General features: G+C 58.6%; 12 protein-coding genes and 1 pseudogene. 6 read left to right on the forward strand and 7 right to left on the reverse strand.

Translation table 11 applies throughout. From position 1 onward, the window contains the following. The first annotated feature begins 680 nt into the window (after positions 1-680). Entirely contained in the window at positions 681-2,045 is a 1,365-nt protein-coding gene (locus AACY49_RS17860) for an MATE family efflux transporter (RefSeq protein ID WP_339525430.1), read from the forward strand. Between the two features lie 75 nt (positions 2,046-2,120). Here AACY49_RS17860 and AACY49_RS17865 read toward each other — a convergent pair whose 3' ends face one another. Together AACY49_RS17865 and AACY49_RS17870 are read right to left on the reverse strand one after the other, a co-directional pair. After that, positions 2,121-2,924, reverse strand: coding sequence for a putative hydro-lyase (locus tag AACY49_RS17865; protein WP_339525432.1), 804 nt, complete (start codon positions 2,922-2,924; stop codon positions 2,121-2,123). Between the two features lie 91 nt (positions 2,925-3,015). Next, positions 3,016-3,963 carry a LysR family transcriptional regulator gene (locus AACY49_RS17870; protein WP_339525434.1) on the reverse strand — a complete coding sequence of 316 codons (948 nt, stop codon included), beginning with the start codon at positions 3,961-3,963 and terminating at the stop codon, positions 3,016-3,018. Between the two features lie 282 nt (positions 3,964-4,245). Here AACY49_RS17870 and AACY49_RS17875 point away from each other — a divergent pair, with 282 nt between their 5' ends. Then, a complete protein-coding gene (locus tag AACY49_RS17875; RefSeq protein WP_339525436.1) occupies positions 4,246-5,529 on the forward strand; it encodes an MFS transporter in 1,284 nt (427 codons plus the stop codon). Positions 5,530-5,652: 123 nt separating this feature from the next. After that, positions 5,653-6,893: pseudogene (locus AACY49_RS17880) on the forward strand (OprD family porin). A 67-nt stretch (positions 6,894-6,960) separates the two neighbouring features. Here AACY49_RS17880 and AACY49_RS17885 read toward each other — a convergent pair. The 3 genes from AACY49_RS17885 to AACY49_RS17895 form a co-directional block, all read right to left on the reverse strand. After that, positions 6,961-7,599: a LysE family translocator gene (locus AACY49_RS17885; RefSeq protein WP_258699590.1), complete on the reverse strand. Its 639-nt coding sequence runs from the start codon at positions 7,597-7,599 to the stop codon at positions 6,961-6,963. 1 nt (position 7,600) lies between these two features. Next, positions 7,601-8,371, reverse strand: a complete 771-nt coding sequence (locus AACY49_RS17890) for a 2OG-Fe(II) oxygenase (RefSeq protein WP_258699591.1) — start codon at positions 8,369-8,371, stop codon at positions 7,601-7,603. A 92-nt stretch (positions 8,372-8,463) separates the two neighbouring features. After that, positions 8,464-9,090 carry an alanyl-tRNA editing protein gene (locus AACY49_RS17895; RefSeq protein ID WP_258699592.1) on the reverse strand — a complete coding sequence of 209 codons (627 nt, stop codon included), beginning with the start codon at positions 9,088-9,090 and terminating at the stop codon, positions 8,464-8,466. Positions 9,091-9,180: 90 nt separating this feature from the next. Here AACY49_RS17895 and AACY49_RS17900 point away from each other — a divergent pair, with 90 nt between their 5' ends. After that, positions 9,181-10,179 carry a LysR family transcriptional regulator gene (locus AACY49_RS17900; RefSeq protein WP_339525438.1) on the forward strand — a complete coding sequence of 333 codons (999 nt, stop codon included), beginning with the start codon at positions 9,181-9,183 and terminating at the stop codon, positions 10,177-10,179. Positions 10,180-10,370: 191 nt separating this feature from the next. On the opposite strand, the gene AACY49_RS17905 is transcribed toward AACY49_RS17900, so the two are convergent. Both AACY49_RS17905 and AACY49_RS17910 read right to left on the reverse strand, forming a co-directional pair. Beyond that, positions 10,371-10,778, reverse strand: a complete 408-nt coding sequence (locus tag AACY49_RS17905; protein ID WP_007905217.1) for a PA2817 family protein — start codon at positions 10,776-10,778, stop codon at positions 10,371-10,373. A gap of 100 nt (positions 10,779-10,878) precedes the next feature. Next, positions 10,879-13,335 (reverse strand): acyl-CoA dehydrogenase, encoded by a 2,457-nt coding sequence (locus AACY49_RS17910; RefSeq protein ID WP_339525440.1) that lies wholly within the window; start codon positions 13,333-13,335, stop codon positions 10,879-10,881. A gap of 248 nt (positions 13,336-13,583) precedes the next feature. On the opposite strand from AACY49_RS17910, the gene AACY49_RS17915 reads away from it, so the two are divergent. Both AACY49_RS17915 and AACY49_RS17920 read left to right on the forward strand, forming a co-directional pair. After that, positions 13,584-14,243 carry a transglutaminase-like domain-containing protein gene (locus AACY49_RS17915; protein WP_258699596.1) on the forward strand — a complete coding sequence of 220 codons (660 nt, stop codon included), beginning with the start codon at positions 13,584-13,586 and terminating at the stop codon, positions 14,241-14,243. Positions 14,244-14,286: 43 nt separating this feature from the next. After that, positions 14,287-14,910 (forward strand): glutathione S-transferase family protein, encoded by a 624-nt coding sequence (locus AACY49_RS17920; protein ID WP_258699597.1) that lies wholly within the window; start codon positions 14,287-14,289, stop codon positions 14,908-14,910. Positions 14,911-14,993 lie beyond the last annotated feature (83 nt).

Genomic DNA, 14,993 nt, shown 5'->3' on the forward strand with positions numbered 1-14,993 from the left:
AAAACGGTTTTTAGTGATCCAGATGCCTGGCTTGCCGAGCAGAGCGATAGCCTCGCCTCGACGGCAATAGCAGCTAAGGACGGCACTGTTCGCCGACCTGACTCCCCTAAAAAGCAACCGGCAATCTGCGCACAGAGCCGGAAAACGCTTGTCAGGACCATAGTGAGGTAACTCCTTTTGCCAATCCGCTATCTGATCGCTGAACCTAATGTGGAAATTCAAACTGTTATGACTTCTTCTTGCTTGAAAGGTAGTTCAACCGAAGCAAAGCGCCATGCTTCAAACAAAACTTTCAGTCAACTACGGGGTTGTTTCTGAAAAAAACGGGGGGAGGCGACGTAAACATTGGCATGACGCCCGGACGCTGTATGAAACAGTGGGCTATGTGTAGTGCTGCAAGTAATTCTGTGCAATTCATGCTGCATATCTCATCAACATGGCCGGTCATTGAGCGGCGTTCCTGCCTGTATGCCGGTTCGTACGTTTCCAAGGCTGCCCGTCTTGTGACACTTCGGGAATAGCTGCAATCGATACAAATTTCCTACAGCGAAATAGTAAAAAACAGAAATGTCTGACTGCCAGGGAGCAGATTTTTTGGGATAAAGATGGGCTTGCCGATCTGCACTCTGGCAGTCGCCGGATCTGCAGAAAATCTTTCTAATCCCAAGGATATCCCTCCGATGTCTCACGATTTGCCGCCACGTTCGTTCGTTCAGGAAACCCGCTCCACCGCTGTTCTGGTTCTGCCGTTGGTGATGGGGCATGTGTCGACCGGATTGATTGCCTTCGTGGATAACATCATTGCCGGCCAACATGGAACCGATACGCTGGCAGCGGTCACCGTCGGCACTGCGTTGTTGTGGTTGCCGATGCTGGTGCCGATTGGCACGTTGATCGCCTTGACTGCTTACGTGGCCCGTTTGCACGGGGCCGGTCAATACGAGCAGGTCGGCCCCGTATTTCGCCAGGCAATCTGGCTGGCGCTTGGACTTGGCTTGATCATGTTCGTATTCCTCAGCGTAGTACCGACGTTGCTTGGCGTTGCGGGCATTGCAGAGGAGATCATTCCGGGGGCACAGGCATTTTTGCATGCGGTCCGCTGGGGCAGCCCGGCGCTGACAGTGTTCTTTTGCATGCGTTATCTATGCGAGGGCATGCACTGGATGCGGCCTACCATGCTCTTCGGGTTTGGTGGCCTGCTGGTGCTGGCTCCGTTGGGCTATGTCTTGACCAACGGCAAGCTGGGCTTTCCAGAACTCGGTGCACAGGGGCTGGGTATCGCTTCGGCGATTATGATGTGGCTGCAGGCGCTGGTTTTTGCGCTCTATCTTTGGCGAACGCCCCGCATGGCACATTTGCAATTGTTCGCTTGCTTCGAGCTGCCGAATCGGGTCGCTATCGGCGATTTGCTGAGAGTTGGGCTGCCGATCGGAATCTCGATTCTGATGCAGGGCAGCCTGTTCATTGTCACCTCCTTGCTTATCGGGCGCCTGGGCGCGGCTTCCCTGGCTGCACATCAGATAGCGATCAATGTGGCGCAGTTGTGTTTCATGATCCCGGTTGCCGTAGCGGAAGCAACCACCGTGCGTGTCGGTCATGCCTTGGGTCGTGGTGATCGGCATGGAGTAAGGCGAGCTGCATGGGCGGGGTATGTTCTGGTCGCATTCACTCAAACGTTGTCGACCTTGGCGCTACTGTTGGGACACGAAGCGATAGCCGGTCTTTACAGTCGGGACCTGGCCGTGACGGCGTTGGCCTCGACACTGCTTTTGTACGCCGCCGCACTGCAATTTCCCGATGGTTTGCAGATGCTTTCGGCAGGGGCGTTACGCGGTTTGCAAGATACCCGCGTGCCCATGATGCTGGCGATATTTTCCTACTGGGGGATCGGGCTGCCGCTGGGTGTCAGTTTGGGGTTTGGCCTGGGCTGGGGGCCACAGGGTGTATGGCTGGGGTTGATCACGGCGTTGACGGTTGCCACTCTGTTGATGGGTTGGCGCTTTATTCACAGGAGCAAGACCAACCTGGATCAAGGCGTTCCTTGAAAGGAGACGCGTGCAAAGGTCGAAGCTGTAGTTGAACGGGACGCTGTTGGCCGCTCAACTTGAGCCTGCGCGCATTTACAAAGCGCTATTCCACAAATCCGTTACCAGCATGCAGCCCGGAGCATGAGTGATGCACAAGGGCGGGCGCGAGGCTTGTACTACCGATTGAGGCGTCACGCCACAGGCCCAGAACACCGGGATTTCGTCGGCTTCGACTGGCACGGCATCACCGTAATCCGGTGCGTCCAGCGAGTGGATGCCGATCAGCGATGGGTCACCGATGTGCACGGGGGCGCCGTGGACGTTGGGCATGCGTGCGGTGATCTGAATCGCCTGAATCGCGGCGGCGGCTTTCATCGGCCGCATGCTCACCACCAGTTTGCCGCTCAGGCGAGCGGTAGGGCGGGTGTCTATGTTCGTCTGGTACATGGCGACATTGCGCCCCAGATCGATGTGCTTGAGGGCAATGCCGGCATCCAGCAGGGGTTGTTCGAAGGAAAACGAGCAGCCGATGGCGAAGGCCACCAGGTCGTCCTGCCAAAGATGCTCGATATCCAGCGGTTCTTCACTCAGTTCCCCAAGGCGATAGACCCTGTATCGGGGCACATCATGGCGAATATCGATGGCGGTGCCGAGGTTGCGAAAAAACGGATCCCCAGGCTCGGTAACGTCGAGCAACGGGCAGGCCTGCCGATTGAGGGTGCAATACCGGAGGAACTCATTCGCCCAATCGTTGGGCAGAATCACGATGTTGGCTTGCACCCGGCCCTGGGCCAGGCCGCTGGTGTGGCCCTGATAGTGTCCGGCGGCGATGTGTTGGCGCAGGGCCTGAGGGGCGCGCTGCTGTAATTGTTCAAAGGACAGGGCTGACTGATTCATCACGGCATCTCCACAGGTTCGTGGGTTCTTTTTAAGAAACCGAGGCGCTGGCGTCCAACAAGGAATGTTGTTACCCCCGGACAACTAAAAGTTATTCAAGAGACTGTCGGCCATTGAGACCGGGTGCCGGAACCATTCGAAGCGGGCCGACATCCGCCGCATATTGGGAGACCACTTGGCGGCTCATGTCGACGATGCTCTCGATCAATTCCAGACCGACTCCGGTGCGCCACGAAGCCACGACATCCAGTTGCGGCAAGCGGGTGCCCGGTTCCAGCTGAATCAGCTCGCCGCTGGCCAAGGGCTTGGCCACCAGCGCGGCCGGCAAGGCACCAATACCGAAGCCGTCACGAATCAGCCGGGTCATGGCCGACACCGAGTTGACACAACTGACCCGTGGCGTACTGATGCCATGGGCGTGCAGCAGGTTGAGTACGTCCTGATGCGGCCGGGAGTTTTTAACGAAGGTGATGATGCGCTCACTGGCCATGTCGGCCAGTGAGGCATAGGGGCGGGCATAGATCGAATTGCTGGCGGCAATCCAGTGCATGGGATAGTGCGCCAGTTCGAGGTTGCGCACACTTTCGTGGCGGATCAGGTCCGTCTGGAAAACGATGTCCAGATAGCCCTTTTGCAGTTGCTCGCACAGATTGCGTGCAGCGTCGGCCGTGATCTCGATTTCCACGGCGGGGAAGGTCTGCATCAAGGTCGACATCAACGGGCTGAGCCAGGTGTGGATCACCGTATCCATCACGCCGATGCGCACCAGGCCCTGTTGCGGATTGGTGTTGTCCAGCGAGTGTTTCAACGCTCTCTGGACCTCAAGCATCTGCTCGGCGTAGTCGAGCACCTTGAGACCTTCGAGCGTCAGCGACACCCCGCGCGAATCGCGCACGAACAAACGCAGGCCCAACTCTTCTTCCAGCGAGGCAATCCGGCTGGAGATAGCGGCCTGAGTGCTGAACATTTTCTCGGCGGTGAGGCTGAAGCTTTGCAGGCGGGCGACCCAGACGAAGGTTTCGAGGAATTTGAGGTTCATGGCGGTTCTCGTGGCGCTCGTGGAGAGGGGGCACGGTTTTCCACAGAAAACCATGGTCGGCGCACTGCAATTGTTACTCCAGAGTTCGTCGCCGGGGGTATCAAATTTTCTTATGTATAACCTCGTTTTTTTCCCGTTTGACGCCGTTTGGCCTTGGCGCGAAGAATCCACTCCACGACGCAGCCACTGCGTCTGCCCCCCACGACAACGCCTTCACAAAAAAATAATGAGGCGTGTCCGTCATCTTCGCTTGCTGCCGCAGGAACCCCCATGGAAAAGACCATGACTGACCACGTGCTTTCAGGTTCGGGCCGCACCGGCCCGTTCAGTTGGTACGGCCCCCTGTCGAAAAATGAAAAGCGTACCTTCTGGAGTTGCAAGATCGGCTATGCCCTGGATGGCATGGACACCCAGATGCTGAGTTTCGTCATTCCTACCCTCATCGCCACTTGGGGCATCTCAAAGGGCGATGCCGGGATGATCGGCACCTGCACGCTGCTGGCCTCGGCGGCGGGTGGCTGGATCGCCGGAATACTGTCCGACCGCATCGGCCGGGTGCGCACCTTGCAACTGACGGTGCTGTGGTTCGCCTTCTTCACCTTCCTCTGCGGACTGGCACAGAACTACGAGCAACTGCTGGTGGCCCGGACCTTGATGGGGTTTGGATTCGGAGGTGAATGGACAGCGGGTGCGGTGCTGATCGGCGAGGTGATTCGCTCCCAGGATCGCGGCAAGGCAGTGGGCATGGTGCAGGCCGGATGGGCGCTGGGGTGGGGGCTTACGGCCTTGCTCTATGCCGGGTTATTCAGTTTTCTGCCACCGGAAGAGGCCTGGCGGGCGTTGTTCATGATCGGGTTGGTGCCAGCGCTGTTTGTATTGGTGGTTCGCCGACTGGTCAAGGAGTCGGACACCTTCGAGCAGGCCTGCATTGAGCGCAAGGCCAAGCCGGAGAAGGATTCGCGTTGGTCCTTCTTCGAAATCTTCGCGCCTCGGATGCTCAGTACCACCTTGCGCGCTTCGTTGCTGACCACGGGCGCGCTGGGTGGTTATTACGCGATCACCACGTGGTTGCCGACTTACCTGAAAACCGAGCGCGGCCTGAGCGTGCTCGGCACTGGCGGCTATCTGGCGATGGTGATCGTCGGCTCCTACATCGGCTATGTGACCAGTGCATTGCTGACCGATGCCATCGGCCGCAAGAAGAACTTCATCCTGTTTGCCGTCGGCTCCATGGCGATCGTTCTGGCCTACACCCAACTGCCCATCGACAACACCTGGATGCTCTGGCTGGGCTTTCCGTTGGGTTTTTTCGCCTCGGGCATTTTTGCCGGTATGGGCGCTTTTCTGACCGAGTTGTTTCCGACCCGCATGCGCGGTTCGGGTCAGGGCTTTTGCTATAACGCCGGGCGCTCCATCGCGGCGCTGTTCCCGTTGTTCATTGGATTGTTGAGCGACAGGCTGCCGATGGGTACGGGGATCGGCATCTTCGCTGCCGGTGCCTACGGCGTGGTGATTCTGGCCGCGTTAAGCCTGCCGGAAACCCGTGGTCGACAACTCGAGTCCTGAGCCCCGACACGTCTGGGCAATTGTGCTCAGACGTCGCTGATCCATTGCTAATCGACAACAAACATCGGTCGCGATCGCAACGCCCCCGAGAGGGCTCGCTCGCGTCCGAAACAGGAGCATGGCATGAACTTTTTGTTTTCCACCCAACGGTTATACATCCCGATCGGCACATTGCTCGGCTTGAGTTTGCTCGGCGCACCGGCCGCTCAGGCGGATTTCATTGCCGACAGTAAAGGCAGCCTGGAAGCACGCAACTTTTACTTCAATCGCGATTTCCGCCAGGACGGCTCGCGAGACAAAGCCGAGGAATGGGCACAGGGTTTTCTGTTGCGGATGGAGTCCGGGTATACCGCTGGCACGCTGGGGTTTGGTCTGGATGCGCTGGGCATGGCCGGTTTTAAACTGGACTCCGGCGGCGGCACGGCGGGCACCAATCTGTTGCCGCCGGATTTGTCGGGCGGCTCTCAGGATCGCTATGGCGAGTTGGGCCTGACGGCCAAAGTGCGTTTGTCCAACAGCACCCTGAAGCTCGGCACTTTGCAGATCAAGGATCCGGTGGTGAACGCCAACGACACGCGCCTGTTGCCCGGAACGTTCAAGGGGGCACTGGTCAATGTTCAAGAAGTTGACCGATTGAAGCTGACGGCCGGGCAACTCACGCAGATCAACTTCGTCGATTCCACCGACTACCAGGACATGACCGCCAACCGTATCGGCGGGAAAAGCGACAAGTTCCAGTTCGCCGGGGCTGACTATCAGTTCCTGCCGAACCTGACAGCGCAGTACCGCTACGGCAAGCTGGAAAATATTTACCAGCAAACTACCTGGGTTTGGTGCACCTGCTGGATCTGGGTTCTGGCCAGTCACTCAAGAGCGATGTGCGCTATGCGCGCAGCACCGAAGATGGCAACTTTCGTGCGCTCGATAACCAGGCTTTCGGTGCGTTATTTACCTACAGCCTCGGCGGTCATGCGCTAGGCTTCGGCTACCAGCGCATGAGCGGCGACGATCCGTTTCCGTACATCGGCCGCAGCGATCCGTACCTGGTCAACTTCGTGCAGATCGGGGACTTCGCCAACGTTGACGAACGCTCCTGGCAAACGCGCTATGACTATAACTTCGCCGCATTGGGTGTGCCGGGGTTGAGCTTTATGACCCGCTACATCTCGGGCGATAACGTGCAACGCAGTGCTGCGGGTGAAGGCAAGGAGTGGGAGCGCGACACCGATATCGCTTACGTGGTGCAGGACGGTACCTTGAAAGGCCTGGGCTTCAAATGGCGCAATGCGTCGGTGCGTTCGAACTTTGGCAATGATCTGGATGAGAATCGCTTGATCGTCAGCTATACCCTGGCGCTTTGGTGAAGGTCTGGGCTATCGAGCAATAAATGACACCGACGGCCCGCCAGTCAGACTGTGTGGGCCGTTTGTATTACATCGACAGAATCAACCGACCGGCGAACAGGATCAGAATCACCCCCATGGTTCGTTCGAACCAGTGCCCCATGCGCATGAACAGCAATCGCACCCGCGCGCTGGAAAAGAACAGCGCCACGATCACGAACCACAAGGCGTTCACGAAACACATCCATAGCCCGTACAGCGCCTGAATCTGCAGCGGTGTCGAGGCGCTGATGATGGTCGTGAAAATGGCCAGAAAAAACAGCGTGGCCTTGGGGTTGGTGGCGTTGGTCAGAAAGCCTGTGCTGAAGGCCTTGAACAGGGACTGCTGTTCAGTTGACGCTTCTGCATCCTTATCGCCTTCAATCGCCGATTTGGGTTTGCTGCGCAACAGGCTTACGCCGAGGTACAAGATGTAGGCACCCCCCACGACCTTGGCCGCCGTCAACAACCAGGGCGTGGTGTGCATCAACGCGCCGACGCCGAGCAAGGTGTAAAGCACATGCACGGAAATACCCGCGCCGATGCCCAGAGCCGTGCAGATACCCACCAACCGGCCGAAACGCACGCTTTGGCGGATGGTCACGGCGAAGTCCGGTCCAGGTGCGACTACGGCCAGGAAGTGGATGGTTGCCAGCGCCAGAAACTCGCCCAGATAATTCGAAAACATCTCAACTCCAGAAAGTAAGGGGTGAAGCATTGCCGCGATAGCCGACAAAGAAGGAAAGGCTCAATCGCGGATCGTCCACACCCGGCGTCACCGAGTGCATGCGGCGTGAGTTGAACATGATGAAATCACCCGGCTCAGGGCGAATCTCCAGGGTCGGAGGGCCGAGCAGGGCCGGATCGATGCCGTAACTGTCGCCGCGCATTTCGTCGAACTGGTCCGGGGTAATGTCGTGGTCCCACATCTGCAACGCGCCCCCCTCGGTTGGCATGTTCAGGTAAACATTGCAGGCAAATTGCGCTTCCAGGCTTTTGGCCTGGAAGCTGTCCGGGGCGTCCTTGGCGAAAATGTCGTGATGGGCGAGGAAGCACACCCCGGGTTTGACGACCCGGGACAGCCCCACATACATCTTGCGGCCATAGAGGTTTTCCAGGTGCGCGCCTGCCGGCCAGGACTCGTCGAGCATGCAGCGCAGGGTGTCGACAGGAGAGGAGTAGGGCGCGCAACGGCTGCGCAATTCGGCGATGTTGCCGGTGGCGCGCTCGAAATAGTCCTCGATCAGCAGCGGCTGGTTTTCCGCTTCATAAAACGCCATGCCGATGCGACCGATGCTCGGTGCGTTGATGTAGCCCTCGAAGCCCGGGGCGAGAATCTTGTCGCCGATCTGGATCGCCAGCGGCTGAGGCAGCAAGCCTTTGACGCGGATGGCGAGGACTTCTTCGTTGGCCAGTTTTTGTATGCACGTCTCATCGAGACGATTGACGTCAAGCATCATGTCTTAGGTCCATCTATCAGATAGTCAACAGAGCCCGCGAACGCAGGCTCCCCCGGCGTCAGGCGATGACGGGGACGACATCGCCCAAATGCTCAATCCACGTGGTAGTGGACTGACAGCGTTCCCTTTTTCTGTGAAAGGGAAGCAATCGTGACGGTGCCCAAATCCTTCAGGCTCCGTACATGGGTGCCGCCACAGCCGTAGGCGGGCAATTCACCGAAACCGATTTCCCGGGCGCCTTCGCGCAACGACGTCAGGCGCGGCAGGTCATGGGCGATCCATTGCTTGATGCCGTACTGAATCGTCTGGGCATCAACGTCCTGCGCACTTTCGCCCGGCTTGAACTGCACACGTCCTTCATCCGGCCAGTGATGGGCCTTGGTCGGCATCCAGCCCAGGGCCTGGACGAAGTGACCAATCAAGTGCCCCGCCGAATGCATGCGCGTATTGAACTGACGGCGTTGCTGATCGACCCGAATCTGGGTCATGCCGAGTCTTACCGGGTGATCGACGAAATGGATGATCCGGTCCGGATCCTGAACCACGCGCAGCACCTGGCTTTCGCCGATCCAGCCGGTATCACAGGGTTGCCCTCCGCCTTGGGGGTGAAACAGTGTGGCGCGCAGCACCACGGCGAACTCGTTCTCGTGGGGGGTGCAATCCAGAACTTCCACATTGGCCTTGAGGTCATCACTATGGAAAAAGAGGCGAAGCGTCATATTCCATGTCCTCATTAAAGTTTCTATTTTTATTATATGAATCGTGGAATTGCGTGATAATCCGTTCAACCATCAAAGGACTGTTGCGCTGTGAGCATAAATCTTCCCCTGCCGCTGCTCGGTGAAATGGCGATTTTCGTCAAGGTTGTCGAGACCGGCAGTTTCTCCGAAGCCGCTCGCCAGTCAGGCTCTTCGCCCTCGGCGGTCAGTCGCAGCATTTCACGCCTGGAGAAGGCACTCGCCATGCGTCTGTTGCAACGAACCACGCGCAAGCTGCGTCTGAGCGATGGTGGCGAAGAGGTGTTCAAGCGTTGCCAGGAGATGGTCAGCGCGGCGAAGTCGGTGATGGAAATCAGCGGTCAGTTCACCCAGGAAGCGGAAGGGCTGGTGCGCGTCAGCGTGCCCAAGGCTGTCGGACGGTTCGTGATTCATCCGCATATGCCGGAATTTCTGCGGCGTTATCCCAACGTGGATGTGGAGTTGTTGCTCGAGGACCGCCAGGTGGATTTGATCGATGACAACGTCGACCTGGCGATCCGCATTACCGATCGCCCGCCCGCGGGACTGGTGGGGCGGCAGTTACTGACCATCGATCATCTGCTCTGCGCAACGCCGCAGTATCTGGCCGAGCACGGCACACCGACTCATCCCCACGACTTGCTCAACCATAGCTGCATCTATCTTGGGGAAACCCCGAGCGATGCGCGCTGGAAATTCAAGAAAGGCACCAAAGCCGTGACCGTCGGTGTGCGCGGACGTTATGCCGCCAATCACACGGGTGTACGACTGGGTGCGGTATTGCAACACATCGGGATCGGCAGCCTGCCGTACTTCACCGCCCGTTATGCTCTGGAACAAGGGCTGATCGTGCAGGTACTGCCGGACTGGACCTTTCTGGCCTCCTATCACGGAGGCGCCTGGTTGCTGCATTCGCCAACCCGCTATCTACCACCCAAGTTGCGGGTGTTCATCGACTATCTGGTGGAATGCCTGGAGAAGGAGCCGACCTTGAGCAAGCCGGGCAAGCCAAGTGATTCGGGCAAGGTCGCGGTGGAGTATGAGTTGCCCGAGAGTGATGGGTTGCTCTGAAGAGCCCTTTCGCGAGCAAGCCCGCTCCCACAGTGGATTTCTGCCATACACAGAATCTGTGTCCACTGAAGATCAAATGTGTGCGGGCTTGCTCGCGAAGACGGTAGCCCAAACACCCCATCACTTGGCAATTGCCACAAAAAAGGCCCGCATGATTAACCATGCGGGCCTTTTGCGTTACTGACCGGGGATCAGTGCTTGCTGTCCTGGTTCGACATCGCCAGCAGCTGTTTTTCCTGATTCCAGTCGAACGGTTCATCGTTCTGTTCGGCTTCGAAGCGACGTTCTTCCAGAGCCTGGTACAGGTCGATTTCATCATCGGGCATGTAATGCAGGCAGTCACCGGCGAAGTACCACAGCAGGTCGCGCGGAACCAGATGAGCGATTTGCGGATAGCGGGTGATGACCTGGCACAGAATGTCCTGGCCTAGGTATTGGCTTTCGATCGGGTCGACCGGCAGCAATGCACGCAGTTCGTCGAAGCGCTCCAGGAACAAGGCATGGCTTTCTTCGGGAACCTGTTCGGCCTCACCCACGGCGACCAGGATGCTGCGCAGGTGGTCGAGCAAGACGAGGTGATCGGCAACGACATTGGACACGAGATAAGTCCTCAAGAGCAAAACGGGCGCAGGAGTATAAAGCTCCTGCGTCCCTTTTACACATGGTAAAGAGCCCCGTGGAAGACCAGGGTACGCTGGATCAGCGGACCTTGCCTTTGCCCAGCACCAACACCTGTTTGTCGAAATCATCGACATCGATCACTTTGCGCCGCGCCACTTCTGCCTCGCGCAAGGTCTGGGCCTCAACCGGTTGCAAGACGCCAGCCTCCAGCGCGGCATCGATGACAGACTCCCCGACAGTGGGTTTGACCTGACGACTTCTCAGTGCCGTATTGAGTTTTTTCTGTAGCGGCTTGGCGGCGTTCAGCAAGTCGCAGGCGTGCTGCAGCGCGCCGACCGGATCCTCTGTCGATTGCGGGCGATAGCAGCCCGCCAATAACTCCTCAAGGGTTGGATCGCCCTTGGCGCGGCCGAGGACTGCGGCGACTTTGGCCGCCAGTCTGTCCGATGGGCCTCTGTGCCAGCGACCGAACGGGAACACCATCACCCGCAGCAGGCAGCCGAGTACCTTGTTCGGGAAGTTGGTCAGCAGTTCGTCCAGCGCACGTTCGGACTGGCCGAGGCTCTCTTCCATGGCCCAGGCGAACAGCGGACGCATATGCTCCGGCGAATCGAGATCGTGATAACGCTTGAGCGCCGCGGAGGCCAGATACAGGTAGCTGAGCACATCGCCCAGACGTGCGGACAAGCGTTCGCGGCGTTTCAGTTCGCCGCCCAGCAGCATCATGCACTGGTCTGCAAGCATGGCAAAAGCCGCGGCCTGCCGGTTGAGGGCACGCACGTAGCCTTGGCTGAGCTTGTCCCCGGGCACGTGTTCGAAATGCCCAAGGCCAAGGTTCAGCACCAGGGTGCTGGCGGCGTTGCTCACGGCAAAACCAATGTGTTTGAGCAGCAGGGCGTCGAATTCGATCAGCGCCTGTTGTTTGTCTTCGCGGTGGACAAGGGCCATTTCCTTGAGCACGAACGGATGGCAGCGAATAGCGCCCTGGCCGAAGATCATCAGGTTGCGTGTCAGGATGTTCGCACCTTCGACCGTGACGGAAATGGGCGCACCTTGCCAGCTACGCGCCAGGTAGTTGTTCGGGCCCATGATGATGGCCTTGCCACCGTGAACATCCATGGCGTGGCTGATGCACTCGCGACCGCGTTCGGAGAGGTGGTATTTGATGATGGCCGAGGGCACCGACGGCTTTTCGCCGAGGTCGACCGCGTTGGCGGTGAGCATCCGTGCGCTGTCCATCAGCCAGGTACTGCCGCCGATCCGCGCCAGTGCTTCCTGAATCCCTTCGAAGGCTGACAGCGGTGCGTTGAATTGCTCGCGAACCTGCGCATATTGGCCCGTCACCAGGCTGCTGAACTTGCCCGCGGCGGTACCGATGGCAGGCAGCGAAATGGAACGCCCGACCGACAGGCAGTTCATCAGCATCATCCAGCCTTCGCCGAGCATCTCCTGACCGCCGATGATGAACTCCAGCGGTATGAACACATCCTTGCCAGCGTTCGGGCCGTTCATGAAGGCGGCGCCCAGCGGCAGGTGACGGCGGCCGATTTCCACACCGGGGGTCTGGGTTGGAATCAGTGCGAGACTGATCCCCAGGTCGACTTTGTCACCCAATAGATGATCCGGGTCATAGGCCTTGAAGGCCAGGCCGATCAAGGTCGCCACCGGACCGAGGGTGATGTAGCGTTTTTCCCAGTTCAGGCGCAGGCCGAGGGTTTCCTTGCCTTCCCATTCACCTTTGCAGATCACTCCGGTGTCGGTCATCCCCCCGACGTTGGAACCCGCCATCGGGCCGGTCAGGGCAAAGCAGGGGATATCGTCGCCACGGGCCAGCCGTGGCAGGTAATGATTGCGTTGTTCGTCGGTGCCGTAATGCAGCAGCAGTTCCGCGGGGCCGAGGGAGTTGGGCACCATGACGGTGGAAGCCAGGTCGCCGCTGCGGGTCGCCAGTTTCATCGCTATCTGGGAGTGCGCATAAGCCGAGAAGCCCTTGCCGCCGTATTCCTTGGGAATGATCAGGGCAAAAAAGCCATGCCGTTTAATGTGATCCCAGGCCTGGGGCGGCAGGTCCATCAACTGGCTGATCTGCCAATCGGTGACCATCGCGCAGAGCTCTTCGGTCGGACCATCGATGAACGCCTGTTCCTCTTCGCTCAGTTGCGCTTTTGGATAGGCCAGCAGCTTGTTCCAGTCCGGACGGCCGGTGAACAGCTCTCCATCCCACCAGACTGTGCCGGCTTCAATGGCTTCACGCTCGGTTTGCGACATGGGCGGCAGGTTTTTTTGAAACCAGTTGAATATGGGCGCCGTGAAGAGTTTTCGGCGCAGGTCCGGCAGTAACAGGAAGGCGGCCACAGCCGCAAGCATCACCCAGAAAATCAGCAGCAGCCAGACGGGGGCATGGCTCGCATGTCTGAAGATGCCCATCGCCAGCAGATAGACAGCGATGATGCCCAAAGCGGGCAGAGGCGCGGTGCGGCGATGTGCCAGATAGGCAATCCCGACCAGCAGAACCAGTATCCACAACAGCAGCATATTCAATTCTCCGTCAAGCCAAGGGCCAAACCACTTTCAGAGCTTAGACGGCATCTATAAAAGTGGGTGGTCAGAGCGATCGGTTTGAGCTTGTAGGAAGCAACGGCTGAAATTCGTCAGTTATTTCGATGCGGACGGTTGAACGCTTCCGTCAACAGGGCGGCAAGCGCTGATATTTGGCCGAAACGTCGTTATCTCTGTGCTGAAGGCATCGCTAGACTCGTGGCTTCCCCCAGGAGGTTGTTCTCATGCACGCATGTCTGAGCCCCGGCCGCTTCATCGACAGTGACCATCCCTCGGTGGTGGCGTTCGCCGAAAAACACCGGGGCGCCCGGCGCGATCCGCTTGAACAGGCGATCAATCTCTATTACGCGGTGCGCGAGGCCGTGCGCTACAACCCCTACACCTTCAGCCGTGATCCAGAGACCTTGCGCGGCAGCTATGCGCTGGCGGCAGGGGAGAGTTATTGCGTGCCCAAAGCCACGCTGCTGGCAGGTTGCGCCCGGCATTGCGCGATCCCGGCGCGTATCGGTCTGGCGGACGTGCGTAATCACCTGTCGACGCCGCGCCTGCTCGAACTGCTCAAGAGCGATGTGTTCGCCATGCACGGTTACACCGAGTTGTATCTGAACGATCGCTGGATCAAAGCCACGCCGGCCTTCAATCAACAACTCTGCGAACTGTTCAATGTCGCGCCGCTGGAGTTCGACGGGATCAATGACAGCGTGTTCCATCCCTACAACCGTGATGGCGAGCAATTGATGGAATACCTGGTCGATCATGGTCAGTTCACTGATGTGCCTGAAGCGTTCTTTTTCGAACACCTGGAAAAGTGCTATCCGCATCTGTTCGGCGAGCAATTGCCGCTGCAACTGGGTGACATGCAGAGCGATTTGAGTCGCGCCTGATCCGGCGTATGCTGCCTGCGCATTTATTCAAAAAGAGGCGGTCATGCTGAAGATCTGGGGTCGGAAAAACTCGTCGAATGTCAGAAAGCCGTTGTGGGCCGCCGAAGAACTGGGCCTGGCCTATGAAGCCATCGATGCCGGCGGTGCCTTTGGCGTGGTCGACACGCCTGAGTACCGTGCGATGAATCCCAACGGCCGCGTGCCGGTGATCGAAGACGACGGCTTCGTGCTGTGGGAATCCAACACGATCGTGCGTTACCTGATGGCCCGTCATGCCAGCGGCACTGCCTGGTATCCGACGGACCTGCAGGCCCGTGCTTGTGCCGAAAAGTGGATGGACTGGACCACTTCAAGTTTTGCCGCGCCGTTCCGCACCGTGTTCTGGGGCGTGTTGCGCACCCCGCAAGACCAGCAGGACTGGCCAGCCATCAAGGCCGCGATCAAGGAGTGTGACAACTTGCTGTCGATGGCCGATCAAGCGCTGGCGGCTAAACCGTACCTGTCCGGCGATGAGATCGGCATGGGCGACATTCCCTTGGGCAGTTTCATTTATGCCTGGTTCGAGATGCCGATCGAGCGCGCGTCACAGCCTCATCTCGAAGCCTGGTACGCGCGGTTGAAACAGCGTTCGGCCTATCGCAAAGCCGTCATGACCGCGTTGACTTAATACTCACTATCGACACGCTTGACTGTACTTGTGTGGCGGCGACAAGCACCATTGCGCTCATGCGCCGCGGTTGCATTGCTCGC

The sequence above is a fragment of the Pseudomonas sp. EL_65y_Pfl2_R96 genome, assembly GCF_963970905.1.
Lineage (GTDB): Bacteria > Pseudomonadota > Gammaproteobacteria > Pseudomonadales > Pseudomonadaceae > Aquipseudomonas.

Bases quoted from the DNA above. Each gene is read 5' to 3' on its own strand.
- AACY49_RS17895 (WP_258699592.1), bottom strand. From the start codon at position 9,090: ATGACGCTTCGCCTCTTTTTCCATAGTGATGACCTCAAGGCCAATGTG.
- AACY49_RS17920 (WP_258699597.1), top strand. From the start codon at position 14,287: ATGCTGAAGATCTGGGGTCGGAAAAACTCGTCGAATGTCAGAAAGCCG.
- AACY49_RS17890 (WP_258699591.1), bottom strand. From the start codon at position 8,371: ATGATGCTTGACGTCAATCGTCTCGATGAGACGTGCATACAAAAACTG.
- AACY49_RS17915 (WP_258699596.1), top strand. From the start codon at position 13,584: ATGCACGCATGTCTGAGCCCCGGCCGCTTCATCGACAGTGACCATCCC.
- AACY49_RS17910 (WP_339525440.1), bottom strand. From the start codon at position 13,335: ATGCTGCTGTTGTGGATACTGGTTCTGCTGGTCGGGATTGCCTATCTG.
- AACY49_RS17860 (WP_339525430.1), top strand. From the start codon at position 681: ATGTCTCACGATTTGCCGCCACGTTCGTTCGTTCAGGAAACCCGCTCC.
- AACY49_RS17870 (WP_339525434.1), bottom strand. From the start codon at position 3,963: ATGAACCTCAAATTCCTCGAAACCTTCGTCTGGGTCGCCCGCCTGCAA.
- AACY49_RS17885 (WP_258699590.1), bottom strand. From the start codon at position 7,599: ATGTTTTCGAATTATCTGGGCGAGTTTCTGGCGCTGGCAACCATCCAC.
- AACY49_RS17865 (WP_339525432.1), bottom strand. From the start codon at position 2,924: ATGAATCAGTCAGCCCTGTCCTTTGAACAATTACAGCAGCGCGCCCCT.
- AACY49_RS17875 (WP_339525436.1), top strand. From the start codon at position 4,246: ATGACTGACCACGTGCTTTCAGGTTCGGGCCGCACCGGCCCGTTCAGT.